Origin of the sequence: Snodgrassella sp. CFCC 13594, assembly GCF_001590725.1 — a bacterium.
In the GTDB taxonomy this organism is placed as follows: Bacteria; Pseudomonadota; Gammaproteobacteria; order Burkholderiales; family Neisseriaceae; genus Snodgrassella.
In genome coordinates, this window is sequence record NZ_LQXR01000001.1 from 125320 (window position 1) to 146861 (window position 21542).

Consider the following 21542-nt stretch of genomic DNA (forward strand, 5'->3'; position numbering starts at 1 on the left):
TGATGATTATTGATGTAACTGTTCCCATGCTGCCTGAAAGCGTGACCGAAGCCACTTTGATGACATGGCATAAAAAAGTAGGTGACTTTGTCGCGCGTGACGAAAACTTGATTGATTTAGAAACCGATAAAGTGGTGTTGGAATTGCCGGCGCAACAAGCAGGCAAATTGGTGGAGATTGTGGAAGCCGATGGCGCGATTGTCACCGCAGGGCAACTGCTGGCCAAAATTGATACCTCAGCCAAAGCGGCTGATGCTGCGCCAGCGACTACAACTGCGCCTGCTGTGGAAGTGCCAGCAGCAGCGCCTGCTGCGGCACAAGCTAGTCAAGCAGCAGCCGGTGTGGCCATGCCTGCTGCGGCCAAGTTGGCTACCGAAAAGGGCGTTGATGTGGCTGCGGTTCCTGGATCTGGCCGCGATGGCCGAGTGTTAAAAGAAGATGTGGAAAAAGCCGCCGCAGCATTGGCGTCTGCACCCACATTACAGGCGTCTGCTAAGCCGGCACCGCAAGCGGTAGCGGGTGATCGCGCCGAACAACGTGTACCCATGTCTCGTTTACGTGCTCGTGTGGCCGAGCGCTTGTTGCAGTCACAATCCGAAAATGCCATTTTGACCACGTTTAACGAAGTCAACATGAAACCAGTAATGGATTTACGCAACAAATACAAAGAGCAATTTCAGAAAGAATATGGCGTGAAATTGGGCTTTATGTCTTTCTTTGTGAAAGCTGCTGTGGCTGCGTTGAAAAAATACCCAGTGGTGAATGCATCAGTGGATGGCAATGATATTGTTTACCACGGCTATTTTGATATTGGTATCGCCATTGGTAGCCCACGCGGTTTGGTGGTTCCGATTTTGCGTAATGCTGACCAAATGAGTATTGCAGAAATCGAGCAGGCCATTGCCGATTATGCAGCCAAAGCCAAAGATGGCAAATTGGCGTTGGAAGACTTGACTGGTGGTACGTTTAGCATCACCAACGGCGGTACTTTTGGCTCTATGATGTCAACCCCGATTATCAATCCGCCTCAATCCGCCATTTTGGGCATGCATGCCACGAAAGAACGAGCTGTTGTGGAAAATGGTCAAATCGTGGCTCGTCCGATGATGTATTTGGCCCTTTCTTATGATCATCGTTTGATTGATGGCCGTGAAGCTGTATTGGCTTTGGTGGCCATTAAAGATGCGTTGGAAGATCCTGCACGCTTGATTTTGAATATTTAATGGAGGCTCAGGCTGCCTGAATGTATTTAGGCAGCCTATTTTGTGTGTACCACAACATCGGATGGGGTGATAGTCCATGAAACGATATTGGAGAGCGGTTGGTTTATTTGTGCTGCTGGGGTTGACTGCTTGTCAGAACAGCCATCAGCCATCAGATCAGTTGTCATCGGCAGCGATGGCTAAAAATCGTGCTGCGGTACAGACACTAATCACGCAACCTGTGCAGCAAGAAGCCTTGTATTTTGCCGCTGATGGCCAATACAGTAATACACCAGTTGCCGGTGGTTATTATCGACAGGTATTGGGTAAAACTGCGGCGGGTAATTGGGTGGCGCAGGATTTTTATCAGGCCACCAAAACCAAGCAAACGGATCCATTTGTGATCGTACATCCAGAAGGACTGCGAAATTTTGACAATGACGTGGTGGATGGCTGGGTGGTGTGGTATCGACCAGATGGTTCGTTGTTGCAGACGCAGGCATTTCAGCGAGGAAAAGCCACTGGCTGGTTAAATGTTTATGATCCTCATGGGCGATTGCGCAGTAGTGAGGCGTACGCCAACGGCGAGGCCACGGGTGAACTGCGCTATTTTGATGCAAAAGGGCGTAAACAAATGGAGCAAGGCAGTAATGCCGCGCACCAGGTAACGCAAACATTTTGGTATGACAACGGTAATGCCGCGATTGAGGTGGTGGGCGACAGCAGCCTGAAAGGCTGGCAGCGTAATGGCGAGGCTTTAAATGAAGACCAGGTTGCTGCGTTGTGGGAGTACTTAGAAAGCCTGTTGTACCAAGAGCCAAATTGACGAGCGGAACTCATAGAATACAAAAGGAAATAAATCATGTCTCAATATGATGTAGTGGTGATTGGCGCGGGTCCTGGTGGCTATGTGGCCGCCATTCGTGCAGCGCAATTGGGTTTTAAAACCGCGTGTATTGATGCGGGTGTGAATAAAGCGGGTGATGCACCGGCTTTGGGCGGTACTTGCCTGAATGTGGGTTGTATCCCGTCTAAGGCTTTGTTGCAATCCAGCGAAAATTATCATGCTGCACAAGCTGAATTTGCCGAGCACGGCATCAATGTGACGGTTAAAGGCTTTGACGCCAAGAAAATGATTGAACGCAAAGACGGTATTGTTACCAAATTGACTGGCGGCATTGGCTTTTTATTCAAGAAAAACAAAGTAGACAGTATCTTTGGTAAAGGCGCTTTAAAAGGCCAAAACGGCGATTTATGGCAAATTGAAGTGGACAACAACGGCGATAAAAAAGTGATCGAAGCGCGCCATGTGATTTTGGCTACGGGTTCCGTGCCGCGGCCATTGCCTCTGACTGAGATTGACAATATCAATGTACTTGATAATGAAGGTGCTTTGAATTTGGAAGCGGTTCCTGCCAAGCTGGGCATGATTGGCTCTGGCGTGATTGGTTTGGAAATGGGCTCGGTATGGAATCGCTTGGGTGCCGATGTGACCATTTTAGAAGCCATGCCCACATTTTTAGCCTTGGCCGATCAGCAATTGGCCAAAGAAGCGTTCAAGATTTTCACTAAAGAACAAGGCTTAAAAATCGAGTTGGGTGTGGACGTCAAGGAAATTGTTAAAACCAAAAACGATGTAACAGTGAAATATGCAGTCAATGGGGCGGAGCAAACCGCCACGTTTGATAAGCTGATTATTGCCATTGGCCGTATTCCCAACACGCAGGGCTTGAATGTGGAAGGTGTGGGCTTGGCTGTCGATGAACGCGGCTTCATCAAAGTTGATGAACTTTGCCGCACCAATTTACCTCAGGTGTGGGCCATTGGTGACGTGGTTCGCGGTCCTATGCTGGCGCATAAGGCTTCGGAAGAAGGCGTGTGCGTGGCAGAACGTATTGCTGGCCAGCAACCGCACATGGATTTCAACACCATTCCTTCAGCGGTTTACACCCACCCAGAAATGGCTTGGGTAGGCAAAAATGAAGAGCAGCTCAAAGCCGAAGGCGTGAAGTACAAGAAAGGCCAATCAGGCTTTGCTGCCAATGGCCGTGCGTTGGGGATGGGGCAAGCCCAAGGTTTTGTGAAAATTTTAGCCGATGCTGAAACTGATCGGGTATTGGGTGTACATATCATCGGGCCCGCGGCTTCTGAATTAATAGCCGAAGCAGTAATGGCAATGGAATTTAAGGCTTCTAGCGAAGATATTGCCCGCATTGTGCACGCCCATCCCACTTTATCGGAAGTCACCCACGAGGCGGCTTTGGCTGTTGATACGCGTGCTTTGCACGGTTAATGCGTTGATTCAGGCAGCCTAGTTACTTTAACGGCTGACTGAAAACAAGGCTGGTGTTGATTGTCTTCAACTCAGCTGATTGAATACTGGCCGTTTTGTCCGGTTTGTTTCAACTTACTTAAAATAGAGGAAACTCTGATGAACCTACATGAGTATCAAGCAAAAGCATTGCTGAAAAGCTATGGCCTGCCCGTGCAGGAAGGCATTTTGGCACACAATGGTGAGGAAGCTGCGGCCGCCTTTGACCAGTTGGGCGGCAAATTTGCCGTGGTTAAGGCGCAAGTGCACGCCGGTGGCCGTGGTAAAGCCGGTGGTGTAAAAGTGGTGAAGAGCCGGGAAGAAGCGAAAGAAGTGGCTGAGGGTTTGATTGGTACTCGCTTGGTGACGTATCAAACTGACGCACATGGCCAGCCGGTCAACAGTGTATTGATTTGCGAAGACATGTATCCAGTACAAACAGAATTGTATTTGGGTGCAGTGGTTGACCGCTCAAGCCGTCGCGTCACGTTCATGGCCTCCACTGAAGGTGGCGTGGAAATTGAAAAAGTGGCTTCTGAAACTCCCGAAAAAATCTTTAAAGAAACCATCGATCCTTTGGTGGGCATGCAGGCATACCAAGCCCGTGACATGGCATTCAAGCTCGGTTTGAGCGGCAAGCAAGTCAATGCTTTTGTGAAATTGGCCACCGGCGCTTATAAAGCATTTGTGGAAAATGATTTTGCTTTATTTGAAGTGAATCCTTTGGCTGTGCGCGAAAATGGTGATTTGGCTTGTGTGGATGCCAAAGTGGGCATCGACAGCAATGCGTTGTATCGCCAGCCTAAATTGGCCGATCAACGTGATAAATCACAAGAAAATGAGCGTGAATTAAAAGCGTCTGAATTCGACCTGAACTATGTTGCTTTGGAAGGCAATATTGGTTGTATGGTGAATGGTGCTGGTTTGGCCATGGCCACTATGGACATCATCAAATTGTATGGCGGCCAACCGGCTAACTTCTTGGATGTGGGCGGTGGTGCCACCAAAGAACGTGTGGTGGAAGCATTTAAGCTGATTTTGGAAGACCCATCGGTACAAGGTGTATTGATTAATATCTTTGGCGGTATCGTGCGTTGTGACATGATTGCTGAAGCCATTGTGGCAGCGGTTAAAGAAGTCAATGTTACGGTGCCGGTGGTGGTGCGTTTGGAAGGCAATAACGCCGAACTGGGTGCCAAAATTTTACAAGAATCCGGTTTGAAACTGCTTCCTGCCGACGGTTTGGCCGATGCGGCTCAGAAAATCGTTGCTGCCGTTAAAGCCTAAGGAGGACATCATGAGCGTATTAATCAATAAAGACACCAAAGTATTGGTACAAGGGTTTACCGGTAAAAACGGCACGTTCCATTCAGAACAAGCCATTGCCTATGGCACTCAAATTGTGGGTGGGGTGACACCGGGTAAGGGTGGTGAAACCCATTTAGATCGTCCTGTATTCAACACCATGGCCGAAGCCGTGAAAGAAACGGGTGCGGATGCCTCTGTGATTTATGTACCGGCTCCTTTTGTATTGGATTCAATTGTTGAAGCCGTGGATTCGGGTGTGAAGCTGGTGGTGGTCATCACCGAAGGCGTGCCCACCTTGGATATGTTGAAGGCCAAACGTTATTTGGAAACCAATGGCAATGGTACGCGAATGGTGGGGCCAAACTGTCCAGGCGTGATTACGCCGGGAGAATGTAAAATCGGTATTATGCCGGGCCACATTCACCAACCAGGACGCATTGGCATTATTTCCCGCTCTGGCACCTTGACTTATGAAGCGGTGGCGCAAACCACTAAATTGGGCTTGGGCCAATCTACGTGTATTGGTATTGGCGGTGATCCGATTCCAGGCATGAACCAGATCGATTGCTTGAAACTCTTCCAAGAAGACCCAAAAACCGAGGCCATCATTATGATTGGCGAGATTGGTGGCACTGCGGAAGAAGAAGCTGCTGAATACATTCAATCGAATGTGACCAAGCCAGTGGTGGGCTACATTGCCGGTGTCACTGCACCTAAAGGCAAGCGCATGGGTCATGCTGGCGCCATTATTTCGGGTGGCAAAGGTACAGCGGAAGAAAAATTCGCGGCGTTTGAAAAAGCCGGTATTGCCTATACCCGCAGTCCGGCTGAACTGGGCAGCACCATGATGGATGTGTTGAAAAGCAAAGGTATGGCTTAATCATCAAGTCATGGTTTAAAAAAGGCTGTCTGAATATTTCAGGCAGCCTTTTTGACATGATGAGTATGAGTAAAGTAGAAATGGACTAATCAGCCAAAAGTATTGCACTGGTTGGGATCTCCGCTCTCGAAGCCGCGCTGAAACCACATTTTACGTTGTTCAGCACTGCCGTGGGTGAAGCTGTCGGGTACCACATAGCCTTGGCTGCGTTTCTGGATGCGGTCATCGCCAACCGCTTCAGCAGCGTCAATGGCTTGTGCTGAGTCATTGCCTTCCCAAATCCCTTGCTGAGCAGCGTTGTGTGCCCACACGCCAGCAAAACAATCTGCTTGTAATTCGGTTTTTACCGATAATTGATTACCTTGTGCTTCCGTCATTTTGGCTTGTGCCTGATGTACTTTGGGTAAAATACCCAAAAGGTTTTGTACATGATGGCCGATCTCATGGGCAATCACGTAGGCAAAAGCAGAATCGCCGCCTTCTGCACCGAGCTTGGTTTTCAAATCTTCATAAAACGATAAATCCAGATACACTTTTTGGTCGCCTGGGCAGTAAAAGGGCCCCATGGCTGATTGGCCGGTGCCGCAGCTGGTTTGTGTGGCACCGTTGTACAGCACCAATGTTGGGTCGGTGTATTGCTTGCCCACTTTTTGGAAATAAGCTGACCAGCTGTCTTCGGTTGAAGCCAGTACTTTGCGTGATAATGTATTCAGGTGCTGTTCTTCTTGTTGATCAAGGCTGGATTGCTGGCTGGCTTGAGTGCCACCCAGTTGTGGTGTGCCGACCACACCAGATAAGTCCACACCATAGTACATGCCCACCAATAGCACAATAATGCCGATGATGCCAGTGCCTTTTTTACCGGCACTCATGCCGCGGCGGTCTTCTACATTCTGACTTTCTCTTTGATTGTCCCAACGCATGGCTGGCTCCCTAAAATAACCAATACAAACTATTCTTCCCAGCCGTGTTTGACTTTTTCCAGCTGCCGCCGATCCCGCTTGGTGGGGCGGCCATCTGGATAAGCAGCGGTAATGCGACTGGCTTTGTCTAAGGCTTTTTGTTGTTCTCGCTGTTTGGCCACGGCCGCATCTTCTTCGTATAACAACCGCGCTTCTGTTGCTGGGCGGCGCATGTGGTTGAGTTGCAAAACCGTAATTTTATACGGTAATGCATTCAAGGTCAGGTCAATGATATCCCCTTCCTGAATATTTTTGCTGTTTTTGACTTTTGCGCCATTAACATGTACACGGCCCAGCTCGATGTGTCTTTGTGCCAAAGCCCGGGTTTTAAAAAAACGGGCGGCCCACAGCCATTTGTCTAAACGCATGGCGCTTTGATTGTGTTGATTTCGTTGATTCATGCCTGTTGCGGTGTGCTCCACTGTATGGGGGTTGCCTGAAGCTCAAATTTGGGGTTCGGGAATCTCAAAAACTTGGCGTAAATACGCCAAGAACGTATCGTTGTCGGTCATGGTTTTGCCTGGTGTGTCTGAGATTTTGGCCACCGACTGGCCATTGCACTCAACCAATTTCAGCACAATATTTAAAGGTGTGATACCCATGTCATTGGTGAGGTTGGTGCCGATGCCAAAGCTGGTTTTGAAACGGTCTTTGAAATATTGATACAACGCCCAGGCGCGCTCTAGGTCCAAGCTGTCGCTGAACGTAAGCATTTTACTGCGGCTGTCGATTTTCAGTTTTTGGTAATGCGCATACGCTTTATCGCCCCATACATAAGGATCACCGCTGTCGTGGCGCAAACCATCAAAAAGCTTGGCAAAATACAAATCGAAATCGCGCAAAAATGCATCCATGCCCACCACATCGGTTAAGGCAATGCCCAAGTCGCCGCGGTATTCATGTACCCAAGATTCCAGCGCGGCTTTTTGAAAATCACGCAAACGAACATCCAGCGCCTGAAAGGCTTGCATGAATTCGTGTGCCATGGTGCCGATGGGGGTAATGTTCATTTTTTTGGCCAAATAGACATTACTGGTGCCGCGAAAAATACTGGGGGAGGCCGTATACAAAGTATGCAATACATGCTCTTGCCAAGAAAAACGGTAACGACGGCGGGTGCCAAAGTCTGAAATCAGGAATGGTGGCTCACCCGTTAATTGGTCATGTTCGTAGCGGTGTAGCAGGGCGGCTTTATGTTGTAGCCGGCGCTCTCCTTCGGCCAAAATTTGCGGCGTTTCCAAGCGGCGGAAATACAATTCATTGACAATGGCCAACACAAATATTTCAAAGAACATGGCCTGGATGATGGGCCCTTCCACACGGATATTCAAACGTTGCTGTTCGTCGGTGCTGACATGGATAAATCGACGCTTGAGCTGGAATAGCTCCAAGTAATCAACAAAATCACTTTTGATGAAACGGAGGCTGCGCAAATACAATAGCTCATCTTCGCTAAAACGCATCTGGCAGAGCCGGTCCAACTCCCATTCCAATTCTTCGCGAATGTCGGCTAATGGGTAGAGGGTTTGGTCGTTATTGCGGCAACGAAATTCATACACCCCATGTGCTTGTGGAAACTGGTGCAAGACCACTTGCAGCATGGTGAATTTATATAAATCGGTGTCCAGCAAAGACTGAATAATGGTGGGGCGGGGTGTTTCAGCAAGCATGTTTGTGCCGATGAAGAGGTCAACGATAAGAGAAGCTTATTAAACCATGTTTGACCGGCTTTGGGTATGCCTTTGGATTGATGAACCGATTTCAGGCAACCGCTTATGGGATTGCCTGGTGGCCTGATTCATTACATTTGCGCTTAATCGGCCAGATCGGTGGTTTATGAGCCACACAGCTCGGCATATTCATCAGTCTGCAATACGCGGATGGCTGCGCCTTCGGGCACAGCGGCCAAACCATGGATTTCTGTGTCATCGTTGCCGTTGAGCATATCGGCCAAAAAAGCGGCTATTTCAGCGGTGATGATTTGACCCGGTACCAATACCGGAATGCCCGGTGGATAGGGCACAATTTGATCACAGCATACCCGCCCAATGAGGGCTGGATTGGCTTTGCGATGCCTCAATAGAGGCAAGCGCTCACCTGTGCGGTAGAACGCATCTCTTGGTAGGCAAGCCAAGCGGCTGAAGTGCGGTACAGTTAAGCGGGGTGGACGCAGCTTGGTTTTTCGGCGAGGTTGTTCTTCATCCAATGTGGTCAAGGCATGGACTAAGCGCATGGTTTTTTCCGCAGTGGTGCCGATGGTAATCAATACGCTGACCGTGGCAAAAGTGGCTTTTTCGACTTGAATATTGAAGCGCTCAAACAGCAAATACTGGATTTGGTTGCCTGAAAAGCCACTACAGCGGGTGTCGATGGTGATTTTGGTGGGGTCTAAGCTCACGGGATCGTGGCGGATTTCTTCAGGCAACAGGTCGGTTAAATCCAATACCTTAAAGTGGTGCAGTGTATTGATTTGATTGCGCAACATGCTGGCGAAGCGCAAAGCATGGTTGAGTAGGCCATAGCCTTCCATCACCATTTGTTGGCGTGCCACATCTAAGCTCGCCAGAATGCTGTATTGCGGACTGGTAGACGCATGCATATTGAAGGTTTCACGCAGAAGATGGGCGTCGTGATCGGTATCATTGACGTGCACCATGCTGCTTGTGAAAACGCCGACATGGTTTTGTGTGTGCTTTGGGTAACATAATCGGCGCCCAGTTCCAATGCGGTGGGCCGAAATTGTGGGTGGAAGCGGGCAAATCCGTACCATGCTTCATCAATGATGACTTTAATATGATGGGCATGGGCAGCCGCAATGATGGGCTGAAGATCGTAGCACATGCCATCATAAGTGCTGCTGGTGAGGATGAGCGCTTTGGCATGCGGATGCTCGGCAATGGCTTGCAAGATGGTTTTTTGTGGCACCAAACCAAAGAGTCCCAAAGCTTGGTTGACACTGCTGTCTAGATACACTGGGCGCGCACCAGAAAGGATCACCCCGTGATGAACGGATTTGTGACAGTTGCGATCCAGCAGCAAGGTGTCGCCCGGAGTGAGTAGGCTTTGTAAAATCACTTTGTTGGCTGTAGAAGAACCGTTGGTGGCGAAATAAGTGTGACGAGCGCCAAATGCTTGAGCTGCTAGATGTTGCGCTTCGGCAATCACGCTTTGAGGATGCAGCAGCGAGTCTAAGCTGTGCACCGAAACGGATAAATCTGCTTGCCACATGGGTTGGCCCACAAAGTGGTAAAAATCACTGGCCCAAGCGCTTTGGCGTAAAGAATCCCCATTGGAATGGCCAGGTGTGTGCCATGAATCAGTGTGGCGGTTCACATAGGTTTTTAAGGCTGAATAAAATGGCGTTTGCGCCTTGTGTTGCAAGTCTTCGCAAATGTGCGTCAACACTGCCGCACTGTCTTTGTGGTCGTAATCCAAATGAATAGCATCAGGACAGTGGTTGGCCTTGCTGCCGCCAGCCTGCCATAAATATATTGATACTTCCGCACGCCAAGGACCTTGTGTGTATGCTGCCTGAATCATTTGTAATTGCTTGAGTGTGAGTTTGTTGCCATCAAGCAGCACGGCTTGTGTGCGTGCATCTTCCAGCCCAGTCATCCACTCATCAAAACGGTAATTTTCAAATACCACCATCATAGAGGCGGCAACTTGCATTTGATTTTTCAAATGGCTGTTGCCATCTTTTGACAACACCATCACGCTGCACAATGCGCTCATCATTTTTTCCTTGCTGTGGCTGGGGCTGATACTTTATTCAATGAAGCCATTTATTCTGTCTGAACGAGAAGGTTGCCTTAACTGAGTGATGCCTATCTTGCTGAATAACGTGGCTAACGTGGACTTGTTTGCAAGCGCCATTGCCAATAATCGCGCAGTGGCGGTACCGGCGGATTCAAACAATGGGGGCAAATTCCCGTTATATCCTCATCGTCATCGAGCATCAAATGTTGTGCGTTGGGGTCGAAACGGCTTTGTTGTAACACCGCTTGCGCCAAAGCTTGTGCTTGAATGGCATCAAAATGAAAGCCATTTAAAATCTCTGCCAGTAGCGCTGCCTCAGCCGGACTGAATGCATTGGCATGGCGCGCCAATAAGTCGGCGTAATCAGCAAATGGCACTTTTTTGTGTATCAGGGTAGTTAAATCCATGGGTGTCAATACCTAACAATAAAAGCGGGGTTTGAGCTTATATTCATGCACTATCTCGTTGTGTTTCAGGCAATTTATGGACTACATTGCCCGCTTGGGCTGTAGTACCTCATGGCTGTATGGGGTACGAGGTGTGCCAACCTATTTTATGCCTTATGCTTATCTGAGCTGTGGGCTTGCTTTAGTCGTGATGGTCATCCCATAACCCCTATTGGAAATCGGTTGGTGTTTTACAGGTAGCCATTGCCTAGGTCGGATGCTTTTGGTGTCTGTGCCATTCTGCGGTAGAATGCACACATCTTATCAATGGTCTTCCCAGCGTGGAAAGTTTTTGTGCAAGCACTTGAATATTGTCAGCAAAAAGCCGCCGCCAGCGGCTCAAGTTTTTTAACTGGCTTCCGTTTTTTACCCAAACAAAAGCGCGATGCATTGACGGTGTTGTATGCCTATTGCCGCGAGCTGGATGATGTGGTGGATGACTGTTCCGATGCCAATGTGGCCATGACCACACTGAATTGGTGGCAGCAAGAGCTGTTGGCTGTGTTTGCGCCCAATGTACAGCCGGAACATCCGGTGATGCAGGCCTTGGCTGCAGTGGTTAGCTCGTTTGGGTTGCTTGAAAATGAATTGCAAGATGTGATTGATGGCATGCGCATGGATTTGACGCAGGCGCGGTATGCCACGTATGCGGATTTGCAAGTGTATTGCCAGCGTGTGGCCGGCTCAGTTGGACGTATGACTGCACGCATCTTGGGTTTCACGCACCCGCAAACGCTGGATTACGCAGACCAATTGGGTTTGGCCTTGCAACTTACCAACATTATTCGCGATGTGGGTGAAGATGCGCGTCGCGGTCGTATTTACTTACCCATGACCGATTTACAGCAGTTTGACGTGCCGGCAGGCTTGATTTTACAAGCCACTGGCGGCACGACATTTGATGCGCTGATGCGATTTGAAGTGACCCGAGCGCAACAGTGTTATCGAGATGCTGTGGCTTTGTTGCCACCAGCCGATGCCAAGGCACAAAAAGTAGGATTGATATTGGCGGCAATTTATTATGCGTTATTGTTGGAGATTGACCGCGATGGTGCTGGGCATGTATTGCAATATAAGTTGGCAATACCAGGGCCCAGAAAATTGCGTATCGCGTTGAAAACTTGGCTTTGGGGATTTCACCCATGAATCGACGCAAGGTAGCGGTGATTGGCGGCGGCTGGGCCGGCATGGCGGCAGCTGAAGCGTTGGCAGGCAAAACTGATGTGGTGCTCTTGGAAGCGGGGAAAGTTTTGGGTGGCCGTGCTCGGGCTGTGCGTCAAAGTCATCATGACTTTTCTTTTATTGATAATGGTCAGCATATGTTGTTGGGCGCCTATCATCAATGCTTGGGGCTGCTGCAGCGCGCGGGCGTGGATGCGCAAGCGGTGTTGCATCGAGAACGCATGAGTTGGTACCAAGCAGATGGCTTTCGGTTTCAGGCTGCTCGCTGGCGTAGTCCTTGGCATTTATTAGTGGGCATCATCAAAGGGCGTGGTGCCACGGTCCGAGAAAAATGGCAGCTACTTAAGCACATGCGCCGACTGCAGGTTTGGCATCGTGGCGCAGTGGAAAATGGTCAGGACATGACGGTTGCGCAGTGGCTGGAAAGTGAGCAGGTGGCCCAAAAATGGCAGCAGCAATTCTGGCAGCCCTTGGTGTGGGGTGCACTAAATACGGCTTTGCGTGAAGCCAGTTTGTTGCGCTTGGGTAATGTCCTGCAAGATGGCGTATGGTCAACCCGCGCCAATAGTGACATGGTGTTGCCAAAAACCGATTTGGGCCAGAGTTGGGTCGAACCCGTAGCAGGCTTGCTGCGTCGTAAAAAAGTGGTGGTAGAAACTGCGCGGCGTGTGTCGGCTTTAAGCCATGCTGGTGAGGGGCATGGGGTATGGGTGGATGATGATTATTTTGATGCGGTGGTGTTGGCCGTGGCGCCTTATCACGCCAGCCAATTATTGCCACGCAATGTGCCGGGCGATGTCTCCGCAGCCTTGTCCAGCTTGGCCTATCATGCCATTACCACCGTGTATTTACGCTATGAGCAAAACGTAGATTTGCCTGCGACCTTAACGGGTTTGGCACATGGAAAAGTGCAATGGTTTATTGGCCGAGGCCGCTTGGGTGGTGACAACAATGAGGTGACCGCTGTGATTTCCCTTGCTGATGCACCTGCTCATAGAGATGTGGATTGGGCGCAAGTGGCACATCAAGAGTTGTTGAACTTGTGTCCTTTGCTGAGCCATCCTGTAGCTGTGCGTGTGATTACGGAAAAGCGCGCAACCGTAAGCTGTTGTGCGAATCGGCAGCCAATACCTCAGGCTTGGCTGCGCCAGCATGATATTTATTTGGCTGGGGACTATGTGCACGATCGCTATCCATGTACGTTAGAAGGGGCGGTGCAAAGTGGTCAATTGGCCGCTGCTGCCTTGCTGGCTGATGCGGGGCGTCCTGCTATGGCGTTCAAACGTTTGTAGTGCGCGTGGAGTGACTATGCTCGGGTTGCCTGAAAAAGCAGCTTGGTTTTAATGGAATGGGCGTATGCCCGCAGAGGATGTGTATCCATGGCAGATGTGGCTGTAATCAAAGATTATTTGCAAACGCAAGGGCTGAAATTGTCTTTAGATGATGTGGCTGTAGCCATGTTGGCTGCGCAAACGGTTTTGGCCATAGGCCAAGGTGAAGTGGATGGCGGTATTTTGTGGTATGCCGAAGATGAGGTGGTTTTGCGCGAATGGTTGCCGGAGGCGGCCCAACAAGGCCATGCTTTGCGCCAAGTTTTTTTGGCTTTGGATGCCACTTTGCAGCGCAGTCCAGCGGCCAGTGCTGCTGTGTATTGGTTGGGCGATGCCCAAATCTTGCCTTTGGTACAATTGCCCTCATTATTGAGACTGGCTGCACAAGGGCAGTCAATGCCGGCAGTCATTTCGGTTAGTGGTGACTCTGCATTGCGGTTTTTACCCAGCCGGGTGGCACAGACGGGCTGGCTGGTTTCTATTGATGATGTTGCTGACTGGTTGGTTGATGGCAGTTTAATTGGGCCGCAGCCCGGCATCAGTCAATTGGCACTGCCCATCAGCGATGAAGAAGGCCAGATATTGGGTGTGGTTTTTGTGGCTGATGAACGAAGCCGATTTTGTGATCCAGAAGCGATGATCCCATGGGTAGGGTTGGCGTTGGCACTGAGTCCTTTCATGCGCGAATGGCTGCCCAATAATAATGCACACACAGACAATTTAAATCAACAAGAAGAAATTCAATGACCAATCCTCTTTTAAATAGTCCTTTGCGCTTTGTGGCGGCTTGCCGCCTACCTACGCAATGGGGTGAATTCACCATGCATGGTTTCGAAGATACTCGCAGCGGCCAAGAACATGTGGCGTTAACCATGGGCAATATTGATGATGGCGCGCCAGTATTGGGACGCGTACATTCCGAATGTTTGACTGGTGATGCCTTATTTTCGCGGCGCTGTGATTGTGGGCCCCAATTGGAAGCGGCCATGAAAGCGGTTCAGGCAGCCGGTCGTGGCGTGATTGTGTATTTACGCCAGGAAGGCCGTGGTATTGGTTTGATCAATAAAATTCGTGCTTATCAATTGCAAGATCAAGGTTTGGATACAGTTGAGGCCAATGTGGCTTTGGGTTTGCCGGTGGATGCGCGGGATTTTGTGTTGGCCAAGCATATTTTGGATTACTTACATATTCATGCTCTGCGCTTAATGACGAATAATCCGCAAAAAGTTGATACGCTCAATGCCGTTGGTATTCAAGTAGTCGAGCGTGTGCCTTTGCATGTGGGGCAAAATCAGGATAATGCGCGCTACTTACAAACCAAAGTGGCAAAGATGGGTCATTTTGTGAACTGAGCAGGCGTCAATGGTCGCTTGTTTATTTGTAAATTAAAAACATTGATTTAGTCGAAATGAGTGCGCATATTGCTGATTAGGCCTTGTGGTTAAAAGCGCGATGTGGTTTAATACGCAGCTCGGAAAGACAAGGGTGATTAGCTCAGTTGGTAGAGCGTCTGCCTTACAAGCAGAATGTCGGCGGTTCGACTCCGTCATCACCCACCAAGTTTTTGTTTGAGGCCTTGTTGGTTTCAAACATGCGCGGTGGTAGCTCAGTTGGTTAGAGTACCGGCCTGTCACGCCGGGGGTCGCGGGTTCGAGCCCCGTCCGCCGCGCCACATTAAAAAGCCTGCTTATTTTAAGCAGGCTTTGTGGTTTTCTGCAATTGCTTAAATTGTATTTTTTATGGGTGGTAACCAGCAGGATCGGTGTGTTTTCGATGTCTGAGCGGCCCACTTGACCGCATTTTCACGGATTGCTTTTTTAACGATACCTAGTTTTTGCTCACCTTCTAAATAAATTGGCAATTACGCACTTAGCTCTGCCAAAAGCTGTGCTTGATTTTCGGCAATGAGGGCTTGTGTCAATTCAACTAAATCCCCATCCATGATGAAATCGAGTTTGTGCAAGGTCAGATTAATTCGGTGGTCAGTGACGCGCCCTTGCGGATAGTTATAGGTGCGTATGCGTTCACTGCGATCGCCGCTGCCAATTAAGCTTTTGCGCTCAGCAGCCTCTTTTTCATGGGCAGCGCGTTTTTGTTGCTCGTGAATACGTGAAGCCAATACACGCAGAGCTTGTGCCTTATTGGCGTGCTGCGAGCGACCATCTTGGCATTCCACAACCATACCCGTTGGTAGGTGGGTAATGCGGACTGCCGAGTCGGTTTTATTAATGTGTTGACCACCAGCGCCTGAGGCGCGGAATGTGTCAATGCGTAAATCATTGGGGTTTAGTTCTACAGTGCTCACCTCGTCGGCTTCTGGCATCACTGCCACGGTACAGGCTGATGTATGAATTCGCCCTTGACTCTCGGTGGTGGGGACGCGTTGCACGCGGTGGCCGCCAGATTCAAATTTCAGCTGGCTATATGCGCCTAAACCAGCTATGCGCGCAATAACCTCTTTATAGCCGCCCAAATCACTTTCACTGGCCGATACAATCTCTACCTGCCAATGCATTCGTTCGGCAAAGCGGGTATACATGCGCAATAAATCACCGGCAAACAGAGCGGCTTCGTCACCACCGGTACCGGCGCGTACCTCAATGAAAATATTTTTATCATCATCCTCATCTTTTGGCAAAAGCTGAGTTTGTAGAGCCGCATCCAAATCGGCCATACGTGCTTTTGCGCTGTCGATTTCTTCGGCGGCGAAATCTTTCATGTCAGGGTCCTGCAACATGTCTTCAGCGGCGCTTAAGTCTGATTGTGCTTGGCTGTATTGCTGATAAGTTTCTACGACAGGGGTGATTTCCGCATGTTCTCGAGTGAGTTTGCGGTATTGGTCCATATCGTTGGTGGCTTCGGGTGCGCCCAATAATTGTGTGACTTCTTCTAAACGCTCGCTCAGTTGTTGTAATTTTTCAATTAAAGAGGGTTTCATAACAAAATTCACTGTAATAGGGTGGGCCAAAAGGAATGCGGAACAGGCTGCCTGATGCTTTCAGGCAGCCTTTATGAATAAGCAGCTAACGTTGTTCAGTATGTTCGTCGAGGTGATAGATGCGGTTGATGGCATCTGCTAAATCGGGGTTGTGCTGACTATCTTTATTGAGGGTGCGAGTAGGCGCATGCAGTAGCTTATTGGTGAGCTGGTGTGACAATCGCTCCAATACTTGTTCGGGTGGCAAGCCTTTATGCAATTGCTTCATGGCATTTTCGAGCACGTAGCGGCGGGCTTTTTCCCCTTCGTCGCGTAAGGCCCTAATCATGGGTACGGCCTGGCGCGCTTCTTGCCAATCCAAAAATTCGGCCACTTTCTCATCCACCATGCTTTCGGCTTCTTGTGCGGCTTTGGCGCGTGCAGCTTTGCCACTTTGTACAATGCCCATCATGTCATCTACCGTATAAAGATAGGCATCATCCAAATTGGCCACTTCCACTTCAATGTCACTGGGTACCGCTAGATCCAATAAAAACATCGGCATACCGCGTCGCAATTTAAGCGCTCGTTCAACCAAACCTTTACCTATCAGCGGCAATGGACTGGCAGTAGAAGACACCACCACATCATACTGAGGCAACATTTCAGGCAAGGCCGTGAGTAGGCCTGCATCAGCAGTGGGTGCGTCCAGCTGAGCGCTTAATTCTTGAGCTCGAGCCAGAGTACGATTGAGTACAGTAATGCGTTTGGGTGATTTGGCTGCAAAATAGGTGGCCACCAGCTCGATCATTTCACCCGCACCCACCAATAAAATATTTAATTTATCGATGGATGGAAAAATTTGTTCGGCCATCTTGACCGATGCTGCCGCCATAGAAACCGAGTTTTCCCCCACGGCACTGCGGGTGCGTACATCTTTGGCCATGGCAAAGGTTTTTTGAAACAGCGCATTCAATTCACTGTGTAAAGCCAATTGCTGCTGTGCCACGTGTACAGCTTCTTTCAGCTGACCCAGAATCTGCGGCTCACCCAGCACCATGGAATCTAAGCCGCAAGCAACCCGAAACGCATGTTGCACGGCTTGTTTGTCTGTATATCGGTACAAATAAGGGGCGATTTCTGAAGTACCTAGATTGTGATACAAAGCCAGCCACCGCACGACCTCATCACCATCACCCACACAATAAAGCTCTGTGCGGTTACAGGTGGATAAAATCATGGCTTCTGTTGCTGTTTGGCTGTCAATCAGCGTACGCACGGCATCGCCCAGCATTTCTGCCGGAAAGGCCAAACGCTCGCGTACACGCAATGGCGCTGTTTGATGATTGAGTCCAATAACGGTTAAAGACATGATGCTCAGGTAGTTTGGCTGAAGTACGGATGGAATTTAATTCAGTAAATCAATGGTTATTGAAAGCGCATGCCAGAATATAAAATACATAATTCAGTTGCTAATTGTCTGGAATTATACGTCAAAATGATGGTTTGGGCAGCAAGAATCCAGCCTTGTGTGGTGCTGCTTTAATCTTTCGCCATAGGTGTGGTGTGATGAGTGACAAAACCAGGTCAATATTTGGTGATATCTCGCTTTTTATTGATGAGTATGAACAGCGGCTAATTGAAGTGAAAATAGATACATCAAAACGACTATTTTGGGTTTCATTGGCCGTTGCGAATGGCCTGACCATGCAGGGCGTATAAATAAAACCAATGATAGTTTTAAAGTTAGTATTTTAAAAGGTGTGATGTTGTGGTCATTCACGCCCGTGTATCCATAATGGGTATTATTTGGTGAGGTGTCGACTGTGGTGTGGCATGCGTAGCTGTATTGGGCGTGCCCCACAGATGGGTAATGTGCGTGTTGGGTCGTATCCGTGGTAGGATGATTCGGTAAATATGGTTGATATATTTAATCATCAGTCTGTTTGGCATAAAATCAGCAGTATTCAGCACGACCATGCCTGAATCGTTGTCGTGTATTGGATTATTTCTGATTAATCATGATAAGAATCAATATATTATGGATACACTGGATCTGCATGGTATTCGCAAGGATTACAGCAAGCAAACCTTGAGTGAAAAAGAATGCGATGGCTCACCTTTGGTGCAATTTGAGCGGTGGCTGGATGAAGCCATGAAAGCCCAAGTGAACGAGCCAACTGCTATGAATGTAGCAACGGTGGATGCAGAAGGACGGCCAAATGCACGCATGGTTTTACTGAAAGAAATAAACCCACACGGGTTTGTTTTCTTTTCCAATTACCATAGCCGCAAGGGGCGTGCACTGGATATCCATCCTTTTGCTGCCCTGACCTTTTTCTGGCCAGAATTAGAGCGGCAGGTTCGCGTTGAAGGTATTGTAAAAAAACTGCCGGCAGCAGAATCGGACGTATATTTCGATTCGCGCCCTTATACCAGTCGGATTGGTGCTTGGGCCAGCCATCAAAGCGAAGTTTTGGGCAGTAAAAGTGAGTTGGTAGCGCGGGCAGCAATGGTTGGTGCTAAATATCCCTTGCATGTACCAAGACCGCCGCATTGGGGTGGCTATGTGATTGAGCCAGAACGTGTGGAATTTTGGCAGGGGCGCCCAGTCGGCTGCATGACCGCATCCAATATCGCAGGATAGGGGGACAGTGGCATAAAGAGCGCTTATCACCTTAGTTTCACGATGAGTTGATTTTCTTTGTTTCAATATAGTCATGGTGCGATACCATTTTTCAGGCAGCCTAAAACAATATAGCTGTCGGTTGTAACTAAGTAGCCATAAATTATTTGGGTTTAAATGTGTCACCGACTAAGATATGTGCCATTGAAGTAAAGTCCACAGCTAAAAAGGTAAAGGAAATCACATGAATATTGCATCCAGTATTACCGATTTGATTGGCAATACCCCATTGGTCCAGCTCAATCGTTTGACAGAAGGTTTGCCGGGCAAAGTGGTGGCAAAGCTGGAATTTTTTAATCCTGGTAACAGTGTTAAAGACCGTATTGCAGTGGCCATGATTGAAGCGGCCGAAAAGGCCGGAAAAATCACCAAAGACACCACTATTGTGGAGCCTACCAGTGGTAATACTGGTATCGGTTTGGCAATGGTGTGTGCGGCGCGCGGTTATAAATTAATCATCACCATGCCGGAAACCATGAGTAAAGAGCGCCGCATGTTGATGCGTGCATTTGGTGCAGAACTGATTTTGACTCCGGGTGCTGAAGGCATGCCGGGTGCCATTGCTCGTGCACAGTCATTGGTGGACGCCAATCCTGATCAATATTTCATCCCTCAACAGTTTGAAAATCCTGCTAACCCAGAAATTCATCGCGAAACCACGGCGCAAGAAATTTGGCACGACACCGATGAAAAAGTGGATATTTTTGTGGCGGGTGTGGGTACTGGTGGCACTATTACCGGTGTGGGTGAAGTATTGAAACAAAAGAAACCCAGTGTGCAGGTGTATGCGGTAGAACCGGAAACGTCGCCTGTATTATCTGGTGGTGCCAAAGGCCCACACCCGATTCAAGGTATTGGCGCGGGGTTTGTGCCGAAAATTTTGAATACCCATGTTTATGATGGTGTGATTCCCGTTTCAGGTGATCATGCGTTTGAAACAGCTCGTGCCATGGCTGCGAAAGAAGGTATTTTAGTGGGCATTTCTTCTGGTGCCGCAGTTTGGGCTGCTTTGCAGTTGGCCGCAAAACCAGAAAACAAAGACAAATTGATTGTGGTACTGATTCCTTCTTATGGTGAGCGGTATTTGTCTACGCCTTTATTTGCTGATTTAGTGTGATTCATCAAAACAGTGACCATCAAGCATAAACTGTTGTAGAATGTTTTCACCTTGGCGCAGCCGGTAAGCCTCGCTTACTGGTTGCGTTGTTCTGTCAGACACTGAGTGAATGAAAGATGAAACAGACCTTAAGCTTAATTGTTTTGGCAGCTGCTTTGGGCGGCTGTTCTTCGGTGTATGTCCCTAAAGTGGTCAAAGTGCCTGTTGATGGTGGCGTTCCCGTTTTGCCAGTGCAAAGTGGTTCGGTGTCGACTGCGCCGACCACCAGTTATCATTTGGCCAATAGCCATTGGTCTGATGTGGCTAAAATCCGAGATGAAGCCACGCGGTTGAGCTATCAGGTTTCTCAAGGTAGCATCACCAAGGTTCAGGCAGCCCAGTATTTGGATAAATTCCGTACTCAATTGGTGGGCCGCAATCCTGTGGATGACGATATGTACACCATCTATTTGCGCTCGGCTGTAGACAGTCAACGTGGCGCCATTACCACAGAGCAATCTAAGTATTTTATCCAGAATGCTTTGCGCGGATGGCAACAACGTTGGCCAAACATGCGCAATAAACCCAGCAATCCTGCATTCACCAATTTTCTGATGGAAATCATGAGCATGAAGCCATTGCAATAATGCTTCAAGACATTGAAATAGATAAAAAACCCTGCTCAATAGCAGGGTTTTTTTGCGGCATGTCATTGCGCCTATAGGTTCAATTCATGGATATGCACACCTTCACCATCCACGGCCAAATAGCCGCCATGTTGACCATGCCAGTCTTGCAACACATAACGCTTAAAGGGATGGTTGTTAAACTGATGCTGGTGCATGGCTGGTCGATGTGTATGGCCGTGAATCAAAGTTGGCATGGGGTTGCCTGAAAAAGCGGCCATCATATATTGAACACCATTTTCGGTGGCATCGGAAATTTCACTTTTGCCTTCGGCTGTTTTGCGTGTTTCGCTCATCTGGCGGATTTGACCTGCCAGTAGTCGGCGTTCTGATAATGGTTTGGCCAAAACAGCTGCTTGCCACATTGGGTTGCGTGATTGCGCTCGGAATTGTTGGTAGGCTAAGTCATCGGTACACAACTCATCCCCATGCGCCACCACATAATCGTGTCCATATAGAGTCAGTTTCAGCGGGGCGTTCAATAATTGCATACCAGACTCAGCAGCAAAGGTGTTGCCCAATAAAAAATCGCGATTGCCATGAACAAAATAAATCGGGGTGCGTTGGCTAAATGCATGCAGTTGCTGTTTAATGCTGCGAATAAATGGGCTGTCGTCATCATCACCGATCCATACATCAAAAAAGTCGCCTAAAATATATAAAGCATCAATTTGGCCTTGCCATTGATTTAGGCAGCGGGCAAATAATTGATTGAGTTCTGGCGTCTGTTCTGAGAGATGGAGGTCGGCAATGAATAATGTGGTTTGCGGGTTCAT

The 21542-nt window shown here is 48.8% G+C and carries 20 protein-coding genes, 2 tRNA genes and 2 pseudogenes; 15 read left to right on the forward strand and 9 right to left on the reverse strand.

Annotated features, from left to right (window positions below):
- Positions 1 to 2 precede the first annotated feature (2 nt).
- From odhB to sucD, 5 genes are all read left to right on the forward strand, one after another.
- Complete coding sequence (gene odhB / locus A2F46_RS00560; protein ID WP_066565533.1) at positions 3 to 1223, forward strand: 2-oxoglutarate dehydrogenase complex dihydrolipoyllysine-residue succinyltransferase; 1221 nt, start codon at positions 3 to 5, stop codon at positions 1221 to 1223.
- A gap of 76 nt (positions 1224 to 1299) precedes the next feature.
- Complete coding sequence (locus tag A2F46_RS00565) at positions 1300 to 2028, forward strand: toxin-antitoxin system YwqK family antitoxin (RefSeq protein WP_066565534.1); 729 nt, start codon at positions 1300 to 1302, stop codon at positions 2026 to 2028.
- Between the two features lie 36 nt (positions 2029 to 2064).
- Positions 2065 to 3495 carry a dihydrolipoyl dehydrogenase gene (gene lpdA, locus A2F46_RS00570; RefSeq protein ID WP_066565535.1) on the forward strand — a complete coding sequence of 477 codons (1431 nt, stop codon included), beginning with the start codon at positions 2065 to 2067 and terminating at the stop codon, positions 3493 to 3495.
- Positions 3496 to 3633: 138 nt separating this feature from the next.
- Positions 3634 to 4800, forward strand: coding sequence for an ADP-forming succinate--CoA ligase subunit beta (gene sucC, locus A2F46_RS00575; RefSeq protein WP_066565536.1), 1167 nt, complete (start codon positions 3634 to 3636; stop codon positions 4798 to 4800).
- Positions 4801 to 4810: 10 nt separating this feature from the next.
- Positions 4811 to 5701, forward strand: coding sequence for a succinate--CoA ligase subunit alpha (gene sucD, locus A2F46_RS00580; protein WP_066565538.1), 891 nt, complete (start codon positions 4811 to 4813; stop codon positions 5699 to 5701).
- A gap of 89 nt (positions 5702 to 5790) precedes the next feature.
- Here sucD and A2F46_RS00585 read toward each other — a convergent pair whose 3' ends face one another.
- From A2F46_RS00585 to A2F46_RS00605, 6 genes and pseudogenes are all read right to left on the reverse strand, one after another.
- Entirely contained in the window at positions 5791 to 6624 is an 834-nt protein-coding gene (locus A2F46_RS00585; protein WP_066565540.1) for a neutral zinc metallopeptidase, read from the reverse strand.
- Positions 6625 to 6653: 29 nt separating this feature from the next.
- Complete coding sequence (locus tag A2F46_RS00590) at positions 6654 to 7064, reverse strand: RNA-binding S4 domain-containing protein (RefSeq protein ID WP_197457503.1); 411 nt, start codon at positions 7062 to 7064, stop codon at positions 6654 to 6656.
- A gap of 42 nt (positions 7065 to 7106) precedes the next feature.
- Positions 7107 to 8333, reverse strand: coding sequence for a nicotinate phosphoribosyltransferase (gene pncB, locus A2F46_RS00595; RefSeq protein WP_066565542.1), 1227 nt, complete (start codon positions 8331 to 8333; stop codon positions 7107 to 7109).
- 164 nt (positions 8334 to 8497) lie between these two features.
- The gene (locus A2F46_RS13375; RefSeq protein ID WP_369796293.1) at positions 8498 to 8896 is read right to left on the reverse strand and encodes a hypothetical protein; all 399 of its coding nucleotides are present in this window, start codon (positions 8894 to 8896) and stop codon (positions 8498 to 8500) included.
- A gap of 66 nt (positions 8897 to 8962) precedes the next feature.
- Positions 8963 to 10401: pseudogene (locus tag A2F46_RS12830) on the reverse strand (aminotransferase class I/II-fold pyridoxal phosphate-dependent enzyme); the annotation flags it as partial.
- A 110-nt stretch (positions 10402 to 10511) separates the two neighbouring features.
- The gene (locus A2F46_RS00605; protein ID WP_066565545.1) at positions 10512 to 10829 is read right to left on the reverse strand and encodes a hypothetical protein; all 318 of its coding nucleotides are present in this window, start codon (positions 10827 to 10829) and stop codon (positions 10512 to 10514) included.
- A 333-nt stretch (positions 10830 to 11162) separates the two neighbouring features.
- Here A2F46_RS00605 and hpnD point away from each other — a divergent pair, with 333 nt between their 5' ends.
- The 6 genes from hpnD (at position 11163) to A2F46_RS00635 (ending at position 15053) form a co-directional block, all read left to right on the forward strand.
- Complete coding sequence (gene hpnD / locus A2F46_RS00610; RefSeq protein WP_066565546.1) at positions 11163 to 12014, forward strand: presqualene diphosphate synthase HpnD; 852 nt, start codon at positions 11163 to 11165, stop codon at positions 12012 to 12014.
- Positions 12011 to 13342 carry a hydroxysqualene dehydroxylase HpnE gene (hpnE, locus tag A2F46_RS00615; RefSeq protein ID WP_066565547.1) on the forward strand — a complete coding sequence of 444 codons (1332 nt, stop codon included), beginning with the start codon at positions 12011 to 12013 and terminating at the stop codon, positions 13340 to 13342. Before hpnD ends, hpnE begins: the two co-directional genes overlap by 4 nt.
- Before the next feature lie 87 nt (positions 13343 to 13429).
- Positions 13430 to 14128, forward strand: a complete 699-nt coding sequence (locus A2F46_RS00620) for a hypothetical protein (protein ID WP_066565548.1) — start codon at positions 13430 to 13432, stop codon at positions 14126 to 14128.
- Complete coding sequence (ribA, locus tag A2F46_RS00625; RefSeq protein ID WP_066565549.1) at positions 14125 to 14733, forward strand: GTP cyclohydrolase II; 609 nt, start codon at positions 14125 to 14127, stop codon at positions 14731 to 14733. The genes A2F46_RS00620 and ribA overlap by 4 nt, the downstream gene beginning before the upstream one ends.
- A gap of 131 nt (positions 14734 to 14864) precedes the next feature.
- Positions 14865 to 14940: transfer RNA gene (locus A2F46_RS00630), tRNA-Val, on the forward strand.
- 36 nt (positions 14941 to 14976) lie between these two features.
- Positions 14977 to 15053, forward strand: a tRNA-Asp gene (locus A2F46_RS00635).
- Positions 15054 to 15242: 189 nt separating this feature from the next.
- Here the strand turns inward: A2F46_RS00635 and prfA are convergent.
- A complete protein-coding gene (gene prfA, locus A2F46_RS00640) occupies positions 15243 to 16319 on the reverse strand; it encodes a peptide chain release factor 1 (protein ID WP_066565866.1) in 1077 nt (358 codons plus the stop codon).
- A gap of 85 nt (positions 16320 to 16404) precedes the next feature.
- Positions 16405 to 17670 carry a glutamyl-tRNA reductase gene (hemA, locus tag A2F46_RS00645; protein WP_066565550.1) on the reverse strand — a complete coding sequence of 422 codons (1266 nt, stop codon included), beginning with the start codon at positions 17668 to 17670 and terminating at the stop codon, positions 16405 to 16407.
- 197 nt (positions 17671 to 17867) lie between these two features.
- Here hemA and A2F46_RS12235 point away from each other — a divergent pair, with 197 nt between their 5' ends.
- The 4 genes and pseudogenes from A2F46_RS12235 to A2F46_RS00660 all read left to right on the forward strand — a co-directional run bounded on the left by A2F46_RS12235 (position 17868) and on the right by A2F46_RS00660 (position 20727).
- On the forward strand, positions 17868 to 18020 hold the full coding sequence (locus tag A2F46_RS12235; RefSeq protein ID WP_156471515.1) for a hypothetical protein: 153 nt from the start codon (positions 17868 to 17870) through the stop codon (positions 18018 to 18020).
- Between the two features lie 328 nt (positions 18021 to 18348).
- Positions 18349 to 18980, forward strand: a pseudogene (gene pdxH, locus A2F46_RS00650) (pyridoxamine 5'-phosphate oxidase).
- 188 nt (positions 18981 to 19168) lie between these two features.
- A complete protein-coding gene (gene cysK, locus A2F46_RS00655; protein WP_066565552.1) occupies positions 19169 to 20101 on the forward strand; it encodes a cysteine synthase A in 933 nt (310 codons plus the stop codon).
- A 116-nt stretch (positions 20102 to 20217) separates the two neighbouring features.
- Positions 20218 to 20727 (forward strand): prokaryotic membrane lipolipid attachment site family protein, encoded by a 510-nt coding sequence (locus A2F46_RS00660; protein WP_066565554.1) that lies wholly within the window; start codon positions 20218 to 20220, stop codon positions 20725 to 20727.
- A gap of 71 nt (positions 20728 to 20798) precedes the next feature.
- Here the strand turns inward: A2F46_RS00660 and A2F46_RS00665 are convergent, their stop codons facing one another.
- Positions 20799 to 21542: a UDP-2,3-diacylglucosamine diphosphatase gene (locus A2F46_RS00665; protein ID WP_066565556.1), complete on the reverse strand. Its 744-nt coding sequence runs from the start codon at positions 21540 to 21542 to the stop codon at positions 20799 to 20801.